This is a genomic window from Brevundimonas sp. CURTG3B2_SDJG (genome assembly GCF_057364705.1).
Genome location: NZ_JBNFOJ010000002.1, coordinates 17,090 through 27,613 on the forward strand (window position 1 = coordinate 17,090; position 10,524 = coordinate 27,613).

Genomic DNA, 10,524 nt, shown 5'->3' on the forward strand with positions numbered 1-10,524 from the left:
CCACCAGCCGTTCCAAAATAGGTTCCTATGACGCGGACGACAGTGCTGTATGGATGAGGATTCGCGTTTGGCCGAAGCTGAAGACACAGCTTCCAACCTCATCGACCGTGGGTTTTTTCGTCGGCAAGCGCTGGAAGCCGCGACTTCACGATATGGCGTACCGGTCCGCCCCATGGGCGTCACCGGTTGGGGGCTGACCGGTTTCCTCCTGATACTGTTCCTCGCCGTCGCGACCTTCCTCGCCGTCGGCCGCTATACCCGTAAGGAAACCGTTATCGGGGTGTTGCAGCCTAGCGCTGGCGCGGTGCGGGTGACGCCGCTCATTGCTGGCGTGATCTCGGAGGTGCGCGCATCTGAGGGCCAGATGGTTCGCGCTGGGGATCCCATCTTGGTCATGTCAACCGATCGGATTGTGACGGACGGTGAGGCGATCTCGAGATCGCTGTCCGCCATCATCGGAGCCAGCTCGGCTCGCGAGCGGCCGCCCTCGCTCAACAGGCGCGCGCCGAGGCGGAGGCCAACACTCGAGCTCTGGAAGATCTCCGCGCTCGTCGCAGCGGGCTCGAAGAAGACTTACGCCAACTGGCCGAGAACATGCGACTACAACAGGATCGCGTACGCCTGGCCGAAGAGACGCTAGCCGCGGGTCGGGCTCTGCACGAACGCCAGCTTTTCTCGACCCTCCAATTGCGCCAACGCGAGGAGGCGCTGATCGCGGCCCGCCAGGGGGTGGCGTCGTTCGAGAGAGAGAGGCGGCGAAACCAAACTTCGCTGCGTCAGATGGCGGCGGAGGAAGGGCGGCTTACGGCGCAAGCTGTTCAATCCGCCGCCGGAGCCGATCTTGCGCGGGCGCAGTTTGAACAGAAGCAGGCACAGCGCTTGTCTGAGCGAGCGATCGTCCTGACAGCCGCCAAATCCGGCCGGGTTGTCGCCCTTTCCGCACGTCCAGGCATCCCCGTTCAGCCCGGTCGGGCGCTGGCGATCATCCTGCCCGAGGGCGAGACGTTGCAGGCGGAGCTTTGGGCGCCGTCCCGCGCCGCTGGATTCCTTCGGCCCGGCGATCAAGTGCGGCTGATGTATGACGCCTTCCCCTATCAGAAGTTCGGCGTCGGCCGCGGCACGGTCGCTTCTGTCGCCGGGGCGCCAATCGACCCGGCGGATTTAACCGTGCCGATCGAGACCAAGGAAGCCTTGTATCGTATTCTGGTCACGCTCGAATCTCCGACCGTCGAGGGGTACGGCAGAACTTGGCGGCTGACACCCGGCATGCGTCTGTCTGCTGACTTAGTCCTAGATGACCGGTCGCTCTGGGAATGGCTGTTCGATCCGATCATCGCAGCCCGCCGTCGTTCCGAGGCTTGAGCACGATGTACGTTAGGTCCATCCGCCAGACCGAGGCGGCTGAATGCGGTCTCGCCTGTCTGGCGATCGCATCGGGCATGCTGGGCGCCCAGATTGAACTGGCTGACCTGCGACGCAAGCACCCCGTCTCTAGCCGGGGCCTGAAGCTGGACGAGATCATGATCATCGCTTCAGCGATGCAAATGAGTTCCCGGCCTCTTAAATGCGAGCTCGATGAGCTCGGTGACCTGAGCGCGCCGGCCATCCTTCATTGGGGGCTCAACCATTTCGTTGTGCTGATTAAGGCCACACGCACGCACGTGACTATCCATGATCCGGCGAGCGGGGTTCGACGTCTGCCGATAGCCGAGGTTGGCCAGCGCTTCACCGGAATTGCTTTGGAGTTATCGCGCTCGCCAACCTTCAAGCGTCGCAAGGAACGGTCGCCGCTTAAGCTCATCAGCCTATTCCGGATGACGCCGGTGATTGCTGGAGGCCTGGCTCAGGTTTTGATCCTTAGCCTGCTCCTCCAAGCCTATGTGGTGGCCAGTCCCTTCTACATGCAATTGGCAATCGACGAGGCCGCACTGAAGGGAGACAAAGGTCTTCTCAGCGCTCTGGCGCTGGGTTTCGGATTGTTTGGTCTATTCAACGTCGGCGCGACGGCCCTGCGCGGCGTCGCGCTGCAGAAGATGTCCGCCTTGCTCGGTTGGGACATGACCGGGCGGCTGTTCCATCACCTGCTGCGGCTCCCGTTGCCCTGGTTCCAGCGTCGCCGACTGGCCGATGCCTTGTCTCGGTTCGAGAGCATCGAGCCGGTCCGCTCCCTTTTTGCAAACGGTCTAGTGGGATCCGTCATCGACGGTCTGTTGGCGGCCGTAACGCTCGTTATGATGATCATCTTCGCCTGGAAGCTGGCGGCGATCGCTGCCGCTGGCGTGCTGGCCTACGTCATAATCCGGCTAGTCTCGATCCCACTGACTATACAGCTCGCTGGCGACGCACTGGTGGCTGTGATCGCTGAGCAGGGCAAGCGGATTGAGACGCTACGGGCTATCCAGACGATCAAGGTGATGGGTGCCGAAACTCAGCGCGAGGGAGACTGGTCCAACCGCTTCGCAGAGACGATTCGGACGGGACAAAGGAACGCCTTCGCGAATATAGGCTTCTCATCGGTTCAGGGCGTGACTGACACCATCGCGAACGTCGCCATCGTCTATCTCGGCGCTTCTGCGATTATCGACAACGCCATGACGGTGGGTGTGCTCTACGCCTTCATGGCCTATAAAAGCCAGTTCACCAGCCGGGCCCAAGGCCTGTTCGAGACTTTTGTCAGTTGGCGGATGCTGGACCTGCATTCAGACCGAATCGCTGACATCGCACTCACTCCAGTCGAGAAGGGAATTGATGACGCCGGGGTTGGCCTGAGACCGATGGAAGGCGCGGTCGAACTGCGCAACCTCGCTTTCCAATACGCTCCTCAGGAGCCCTTGATCTTCCAAGGCGTTAATCTGCGTGTCGAGCCAGGCGAATTCGTCGCCGTCGTCGGCATGTCCGGAGGCGGCAAATCCACCCTGATCAAAGTGCTCTGCGGCCTTTACCCAAGTACCTATGGCGAGGTCGCGATTGACGATGTTCCGCTCGCGGCCTGGGGGCCTCGCGCGGTCCGACGGAATCTGGGCGTTGTCCTGCAAGACGACGAACTGATCTCCGGCTCGATTGCTGAGAACGTTGCCTTTTTCGCTGAAGACATTGACATGGATTGGGTGTGGAAGTGCCTAGCCATGGCTTCGATCGACGAGGAGATCAGGGCGATGCCAATGCGCGCCGAGACTTTCGTCGGTGATATGGGATCGACACTCTCGGGCGGCCAGAAACAGCGCGTCCTCCTAGCGCGGGCCCTATACCGGCGGCCGAGAATACTCGTACTGGATGAGGCTACCTCTCATTTGGATATCGCACGCGAGCAATCCATCAACGAAGCCATCAAAGCACTGACCATCACTCGGATCATTGTGGCTCACCGTCGTGAGACTATTGCCGCGGCCGATAGGGTAGTGCTGCTTCAGAATCGTCGCCTGGTGGAAATCACGAGATCGCCGGTCACCCCGCAGTCGGTCTCGTAATTGAGTCCATCTCGCTCTGGTGCTACGAGCGCCCAACCCTCATTCGCAGACGTGCTTATCGGGCAATGAGGAGTGCCTTCAGCCGAGCGCCGAGGGGCAATCAAACCGAGATTCTTTGGCTGACGGGTTGAGCGCAACCAGTGCATCCATGCTGCATGCCAAGGCCTGACAGCAAATCTGGTTGGGTGGTCCCAAACGTTATCGAATAGCTGAACGTGGGCGAACGGGAGTTGCATCAAGCTAGGGCACAGTTTCGGAATCACGGAGTATCCGGTGCTGGCGCGGAACGCGCTGTTAGCTCGTTGAAAGATTCGCCTCAATAACCGAGGACGGTTTCGGAGGGTCGATGAAAGCAGTCGCCTATTATCGCGTTAAGTACCGCAGCTCAGGGCCGCAGCGGCCTCGGTCTAGATGCCCAGAAGTCAGCTGTTGAAGAGCTGGCACGCCAACGTGGCCTGACCTTGCTTGCAGATTTCACCGAGGTGGAAAGCGGAAGGCGGAACCACAGGTCCGTATTGGCCGAAGCGCATGCATCACGCCCGGATAACGAACGCCACGCTTGTGATTGTGGAGCGCCATGCATGGCTCCCCTGCGCCATCTGATCTGACGCTGCCGCGTCATTCCCCTGATTGGAGCGATCGGCTAAGACGGGCAAGTAGCGATCGGGCGACAGAGCTATTCAACAAAGCGCCGTCGCCCGAGCGCGGCCCCGACAGCTCTCGACGCTCAGGGTGTCAACCGCTGGCGCGAAGGTGCCCTTCTCTGCCCCCCAGGAATGGCTGAGGCTCCCGTCGGACGCAGGGGTCGCTATGATGCCTGAGAGAGGTGCCCGACGATCATCATCTTGGGCTTCGTGTCCGGTGGACTGACAGCCTTATTCATTGCTTGGCTATTGAAGCCGCTGATTTCAGGGTTCATCGCCGGGTTGGCGGGGGACGAGAACGCTCATGTGAGCACGGAGCGGTAGCCCATCAACCCAAGGATCAGGCGCGGGGGTAAATGCGTGGGTGATCTCCACTATCCCTCTGCAACGCCGCGATAGCGGCATCACTGGAGGAAACCCTCTCCGCCACCGCCCTCTGAGCCTCAGGCGACGCTTCGGCGTTCGGCCAGGTAGCGCCCGGTCAGCGTGTCCGCCTTCTTGGCCAGCTCGGCCGGCGGCCCCTCGAACTGCACCGTCCCCCCGTCGTGACCCGCGCCCGGCCCCAGGTCGATCACCCAGTCCGCGCGCGAGAGCACATCCAGGTTGTGCTCGATGACGATCACCGTCGAGCCCGCGTCGACCAGTCGGTCGAACAGGCCGATCAGGGTGTCCACATCATTCATGTGCAGGCCCGTCGTGGGCTCGTCCAGGACGTAGATATTGCCCTTCTTGCCCAGCTCGGCGGCCAGCTTCAGCCGCTGGCGCTCGCCGCCCGACAGCGTGGACAGCGGCTGGCCCAGCGTAAGGTAGCCCAGGCCCACGTCGTCGAGCCCCCGCAGGATCTTGGCGATCGCCGGCTCGGTGAAGAAGGTCGCCGCGTCCGCCACGCTCATCTCGTAGACGTCGCTGATCGACTTTCCGCGCAGACGGTGCGTCAGCACCTCGGCGGTGAAACGGCGGCCCTCGCAGGTCTCGCAGGTGGTGACCATGGGGTCCAGATGGGCCAGGTCGGTGTAGATCACCCCCAGCCCGTTGCAGTCCGGGCAGGCCCCCTTGGAGTTGGCCGAGAACAGGGCGGCGTCGACGCCGTTGGCCTTGGCGAAGGCCTTGCGGACGTTGTCCAGGATGCCGGTGTAGGTCGCGGTGTTGGACCGCCGCGAGCCGCGGGCCAGGTTCTGGTCGATGATGATCGTCTCGGGATACGCCTTGGGCAGGCAGCCCTGGATCAGGCTTGACTTGCCCGATCCGGCGACCCCGCTCACCGCCGTCAGCACGCCTTTGGGAATGCTGACGGTGACGTCCTTGAGGTTATTCAGCCTGGCGTTGGCGATGGTCAGTTCGCCGGCGGCCTTTCGCCCCACCGTCTTGATCGACTGATGCCGGCCGATGTGGTCCCCGGTCAGCGTCCCCGACGCCAACAGACCGGCGAAGTCGCCCTGGTAGACCACCTCGCCGCCCTTGCTCCCGGCGAAAGGCCCCATGTCCACCACATGATCGGCGATGGCGATCATGTCGGGCTTGTGCTCGACGATCAGCACCGTGTTCCCCTTGTCGCGCAGCTGCTGCATCAGCCCCGCCAACCGGCCCACGTCGTGCGGGTGCAGCCCGACCGAAGGCTCGTCGAAGACATAGGTGATGTCGGTCAGGGACGAACCCAGATGGCGCACCATCTTCACCCGCTGGCTCTCTCCGCCCGACAGGGTGGAGCTCTCTCGATCCAGGCTCAGATAGCCCAGGCCGATGGTGACCAGGTTGTCGAGCCGCGCCGCCAGCGCGGCCAGCATCGGCCCGACCCGCGGGGCCTCCAGGGTGCGGACCAGCTCGGCCAGGTCGCTGACCTGCATGGCCGACATCTGGGCGATGTTCTTGCCCGCGACCCGGCTGGCCAGCGCCGCCGCGTTCAGCCGCGCGCCCTGGCAGGCCGGGCAGACGGCGCGGGTGAAGATGCGCTCGTACTCAGCCCGCATGTGCGGCTGCAGGGTTTCCGGGTCCTTCGACCCCAGCCCCTTCTTCAGCTTGGCGACCACGCCCTCGTAGGTGATGTTGATCTTGTTGACCTTGACCTTCCGGCCGTCGTCCAGGTCGAACAGGTTCGTCCGCTCCTCGGGCGTGTAGTCCTTGATCGGCTTGTCCACGTCGAACATGCCCGAGTGGAAGTAGCCGCCCGCCCACCAGCTATCGACCTCGAAGCCCTTGGCCAGCAGCGCGCCCTGGCTCAGGGACTTGGTCTCGTCGACCACCGCCGACATGTCCATCGCCGCCACCTGCCCGATGCCCTCGCAGTCGGGGCACATGCCGCGCGGGTCGTTGTAGGAGTAGAGCGAAGGCGATCCCAGCGTCGGCTCCGCGAGCCGCGAGAACAGCACCCGCAGCATCTGCGCCGCGTCAGTCACCGTGGCGACCGTCGAGCGCGAATTGCCGCCCAGCCGCTGCTGGTCGACGATGATCGCCGCCGAGATGTTCTCCAGCTCGTCGGCCTCCGGCTGGCCGTAGCGCGGCATGAACTGCTGCACGAAGGCCGGATAGGTCTCGTTGATCAGCCGCTGGCTCTCGGCCGCGATCGTGCCGAACACCAGCGACGACTTCCCCGAGCCCGACACCCCCGAGAAGACCGTGATCTTGCGCTTGGGGATGTCCAGCGAAACGGCTTTGAGGTTGTTCTCCCGCGCGCCGCGGATCCTGATCGAGCCGTAGTCGGGCATGGTCACAGGCGGTCTCTCCGAGGGTTGGGGAAGCGACCTCAGGGACAGAGGGCCGCGCCGTCAAGCCGAGGTTCAGCCGACGGCCTTCTTGAGCAGCGCCGCGATCTTCGCCTCGTCAGCCTCGGTCAGCTGGGTCAGGGCGAAGGCCGTCGGCCACATGGTCCCGTCGTCCAGCCGGGCGGCCTCGTTGAAGCCGAAGGTGGCGTACCGGACCTTGAACTTGGCCGAGCTCTGGAAAAAGCAGACCACCTTGCCGTTCTTGTCGGCGTAAGCGGGCATGCCGTACCAGGTCTTGGCCGACAGGTCCGGCGCCGTGGCCTTGACCAGAGCGTGGATCCGCTCGGCCAGCTTGCGGTCCGATCCGGTCATTGCGGCGATGGCGGCCAGGACGTCCTGCTCGCCGTCCCCCTTCTTCGCCCCCTTGCGCCGGGCCGCCTTCTCCTCGGCGATCTTAGCCTTCATCGCCTCCATCTCGGCGTCCGAGAAGGCGCTCCTGGCGGTCTTGTCCGCGGTCTTCATCACGATCTCCTTCCAGTTCAACAGCGGGCTGCGCCGGGCGTCAGCCTTCCCGAGCGACGATCTTCTCGAGGGCCTCCAGGTTCTGGGTCCAGCCGAACTGGGCGCCGCCCAGCGCCTGCTTCTGGTCCGGCCGGAAGCCGGTCTGCTCCATCCGCAGACAGGTTCCCGCCTGGGTCTGGGTGAGGGTGAAGGTCACCACGCTTTCCAAGGCGTAGGCCGGGTCCTGGTGGGCGTAGTTCCAGGAGTAGGACAGGCTCCTGTCCGGCTCGACCGCCCGGACCTCGCAGTCCACCCCGCCCCAGTCCCCGCTGAGCCTGAAGCCATGGCCCACCACGGGCTTGAAGTCGTCGATCCTCATCAGCCACTCCTGCATCAGATGGGGTTGGGTGAGCGCGCGCCAGATCTTCTGCGGCGGAAAGGGGATCTCCCGTTCGACGACGACGGAGCGCGTTTCGGCGGCGGTGGTCATTGGTCCATCCTTCTGAGCAAATTTTCGAGGTGATCGATCCTGGTCTCCCAGAACCCGGCCATTTCCTGGGTCCAGTCGGCCAAGGGGGCCAGGGCCTCCACCTGGGCGCTGTAGTGGGTCTGCCGGCCTTCCTGGCGATCGCGCACCAGCCCGGCCTCCCTGAGGACGCCCAGATGCTTCGAGACAGCCGGCTGCGACACCCCGGCTCGGGCCGTCAGCGCCCCGACCGTCTGTTCCCCCTCGCGGCAGAGGCGCTCGAAGAGTGCGCGCCGAGTGGGATCGGCGAGCGTCTTGAACAGGATATCGCGGGGATTCGGGGTCACAGATCGATAACTCACGAGCTATGAGTTGACCCATAACCATTGAGCTATGAGTTAGTCAAGGGCGAGAAGGACAATCAGAAATCCACCTTCGTCGGCCCGGGCACGATGGACGCCTACGTCGCCGCTCCGGTTCAGACCCGGACGATCGAGAGCTATTCCGCCTTCGGCTCGGTGCGCTGGACCCCGCCCGTCCTGCCCGACGTCACCCTGAGCGCGGGCCTGCGCTACGACTACACGCGTCAGAACGCCATCCAGCGGGAGGGCCAGCTCGACCTGGGCGAGGATCGATCCTCTACTACACGGACGCCAGGCTGGGCTCGTCGGACAATGCGGTGCTGCCTCGGATCTCGGTGACCTGGGAGCCGTCCCGCGACGCTACGGTCTATGCGACGGTCGCCAAGGGCATGATCCCCGGCGGCTTCAACCTGGCGGCCACCCAGGAAGGGATCTCCGATCCCGACGTGCTTCGGTACCGGGCGGAATCGATGTGGAGCTACGGGGCCGGCCTGCGCCTGCGCTCCGCCGGCGGCCGGCTGAGCGTGAGCGCCGCCGCCTTCCAGATCGATTCCAGCAACTGGCAGGAGATCCGGGTGCTCACCGACTCCAACGGCCGCCCGGTCTCGTCGGACTTCATCGGGTCTTCGGCTCGATCCGCAGCCGCGGGGTGGAGGTCGAGGCCAGCTGGCGGCCGACGGACGAATGGAACCTCTCCGGCAGCGTCGGCTATGTCGACTCCGTCTACCGCTACCTGTTCAACGGGATGGAGAACCTGGCGGGCAATCCGATCAAGCTGGTTCCCGACTACGACGCCAATCTGAGCGCCCGCTACCAGCATCCTTCGGGCCTGTTCGCGCGAGCGGCGTTCAACTTCACCGGCGCGATGGCCCTGGACGAGCGGAATTACGGCCGCCAGGGCGCCACCACGACGATCGACCTGCAACTCGGCTACGAGACCGAGGCCTGGACCGCGCGCCTGTTCGCCGACAACCTCACTGACGAACGCCGCTTCGGCGGCCTGGGCTTCGAGAACCTGACCTTCGGGGCCGACGGCACCGTCTACGGCGCGCTGGAGGCCCCGCGCATCGTAGGAATCGAGGTGGAGCGGCGGTTCTAGCCCGCCGTGTAGGAGGTCTTGGTCTGAGTGAAGAAGTCCGCCGCCGCGAAGCCCTGTTCGCGGGCGCCGTAGCTGGACTTCTTCGTTCCGCCGAACGGCACGTGATAGTCGACCCCGGCGGTCGGCAGGTTGACCACGGTCATCCCCGCCTTCGCCCGCCGCTGGAAGTCCCGGGCGTGCTTCAGCGACGTCGTGACGATCCCCGCCGACAGACCGAACTCGACGCCGTTGGCGATCTCCAGGGCCTCTTCATAGCTCTTCACCCGCACGGTCGAGGCGACCGGGCCGAAGACCTCCTCGTTGTTGATCCGCATGCCGGCGGCGGTGTCGACGATCAGGGTCGGCTGGACGTACCAGCCCGGCGTCTCCAGCGTGATGCGTTCGCCGCCCTGGGCGATCCGGCCGCCTTCCTCGCGGGCGATGTCGATGTAGCGGTACGAGGTCTCCATCTGGGCTTCGCTGACCGCCGGCCCCACCTGGGTCGCGGGATCCAGCGCGGCGCCCACCTTCAGCGCCTTCAGCCGCTCGGCAAGGGCCGCCACGAACCGGTCGTGGATGCCATCCTGCACGATCAGCCGGCTGGAGGCCGTGCAGCGTTGGCCCGTGGCGAAGTATGATCCGTCCAGAGCGATCTGCACCCCACGGTCCAGGTCGGCGTCGTCCAGCACGATCAGCGGGTTCTTGCCGCCCATCTCCAGCTGCACCCGCGCCTGGCGCGCCGCGGCGCCGGCCGCGACCCCCCGCGCCTACTCCCTGCGAGCCGGTGAATGACAGGCCGTCGACGTCTTTGTGGTCCACGATCGCCTGGCCGACGCCGCCGCGGCCGATGACCATGTTCAGCACGCCCTTGGGCAGGCCCGCCTCGTGCAGCACCGCCACCAGGGCCTCGGCCGTGGCGGGCGTCGGGCCGGCGGGTTTCATCACCACCGTGTTGCCGAACGCCAGAGCTGGCGCCGCCTTCCACGCGGGGATGGCGATCGGGAAGTTCCAGGGCGTGATGAGGCCGAACACCCCCACCGCTTGGCGATAGGTCTGGATCTCCACGCCGGGCCGCACCGAGGCCAGGTTCTGGCCGTGCAGCCTCAGCGCCTCGCCGGCGAAATACTTCAGCACCCGGGCGGCGCGGGCGGTCTCGCCGATCCCCTCGGCCAGGGTTCCTTCCCCCTCCTCGCGCGACAGCAGGGTCCCGATAGCCTCGCGGCGCTCCATCAGCAGGGTCCCGGCGCGGTCCAGAATGTCGGAGCGGGGCCTCGGGGCGAGGCCTCGGACCAGGCCGGGGAACGCCG

General features: G+C 65.0%; 8 protein-coding genes and 2 pseudogenes. 5 read left to right on the plus strand and 5 right to left on the minus strand.

Features of this window, described 5'->3' with window-relative positions; all coding sequences use genetic code 11:
* The first annotated feature begins 49 nt into the window (after positions 1–49).
* Genes AC2W7C_RS00250 through AC2W7C_RS00260 form a run of 3 tightly spaced genes read left to right on the plus strand, consistent with a single transcriptional unit; the run spans position 50 to position 3,467 of the window.
* Positions 50–640 (plus strand): hypothetical protein, encoded by a 591-nt coding sequence (locus AC2W7C_RS00250; RefSeq protein WP_485999642.1) that lies wholly within the window; start codon positions 50–52, stop codon positions 638–640.
* Positions 641–687: 47 nt separating this feature from the next.
* On the plus strand, positions 688–1,362 hold the full coding sequence (locus tag AC2W7C_RS00255) for a beta-barrel domain-containing protein (RefSeq protein WP_485999643.1): 675 nt from the start codon (positions 688–690) through the stop codon (positions 1,360–1,362).
* A gap of 5 nt (positions 1,363–1,367) precedes the next feature.
* Positions 1,368–3,467, plus strand: a complete 2,100-nt coding sequence (locus AC2W7C_RS00260) for a peptidase domain-containing ABC transporter (RefSeq protein ID WP_485999648.1) — start codon at positions 1,368–1,370, stop codon at positions 3,465–3,467.
* A 1,087-nt stretch (positions 3,468–4,554) separates the two neighbouring features.
* Here AC2W7C_RS00260 and AC2W7C_RS00265 read toward each other — a convergent pair.
* From AC2W7C_RS00265 to AC2W7C_RS00280, 4 genes are all read right to left on the minus strand, one after another.
* Complete coding sequence (locus tag AC2W7C_RS00265; RefSeq protein WP_485999649.1) at positions 4,555–6,813, minus strand: ATP-binding cassette domain-containing protein; 2,259 nt, start codon at positions 6,811–6,813, stop codon at positions 4,555–4,557.
* A 72-nt stretch (positions 6,814–6,885) separates the two neighbouring features.
* A complete protein-coding gene (locus AC2W7C_RS00270) occupies positions 6,886–7,332 on the minus strand; it encodes an iron chaperone (protein WP_485999644.1) in 447 nt (148 codons plus the stop codon).
* 40 nt (positions 7,333–7,372) lie between these two features.
* A complete protein-coding gene (locus AC2W7C_RS00275; protein ID WP_485999645.1) occupies positions 7,373–7,801 on the minus strand; it encodes an SRPBCC family protein in 429 nt (142 codons plus the stop codon).
* Complete coding sequence (locus AC2W7C_RS00280; RefSeq protein WP_485999646.1) at positions 7,798–8,124, minus strand: ArsR/SmtB family transcription factor; 327 nt, start codon at positions 8,122–8,124, stop codon at positions 7,798–7,800. Before AC2W7C_RS00280 ends, AC2W7C_RS00275 begins: the two co-directional genes overlap by 4 nt.
* Before the next feature lie 39 nt (positions 8,125–8,163).
* On the opposite strand from AC2W7C_RS00280, the gene AC2W7C_RS00285 reads away from it, so the two are divergent.
* Entirely contained in the window at positions 8,164–8,478 is a 315-nt protein-coding gene (locus tag AC2W7C_RS00285; RefSeq protein WP_485999647.1) for a hypothetical protein, read from the plus strand.
* Positions 8,475–9,238, plus strand: a pseudogene (locus tag AC2W7C_RS00290) (TonB-dependent receptor domain-containing protein). The gene AC2W7C_RS00285 and the pseudogene AC2W7C_RS00290 overlap by 4 nt, the downstream one beginning before the upstream one ends.
* Here the strand turns inward: AC2W7C_RS00290 and AC2W7C_RS00295 are convergent.
* Positions 9,235–10,524: pseudogene (locus tag AC2W7C_RS00295) on the minus strand (aldehyde dehydrogenase family protein); the annotation flags it as partial. The pseudogenes AC2W7C_RS00290 and AC2W7C_RS00295 overlap by 4 nt on opposite strands.

Coding starts and splice junctions, on each gene's coding strand:
- AC2W7C_RS00250 (WP_485999642.1), top strand. CDS start 50: ATGGATGAGGATTCGCGTTTGGCCGAAGCTGAAGACACAGCTTCCAAC.
- AC2W7C_RS00260 (WP_485999648.1), top strand. CDS start 1,368: ATGTACGTTAGGTCCATCCGCCAGACCGAGGCGGCTGAATGCGGTCTC.
- AC2W7C_RS00265 (WP_485999649.1), bottom strand. CDS start 6,813: ATGCCCGACTACGGCTCGATCAGGATCCGCGGCGCGCGGGAGAACAAC.
- AC2W7C_RS00270 (WP_485999644.1), bottom strand. CDS start 7,332: ATGAAGACCGCGGACAAGACCGCCAGGAGCGCCTTCTCGGACGCCGAG.
- AC2W7C_RS00275 (WP_485999645.1), bottom strand. CDS start 7,801: ATGACCACCGCCGCCGAAACGCGCTCCGTCGTCGTCGAACGGGAGATC.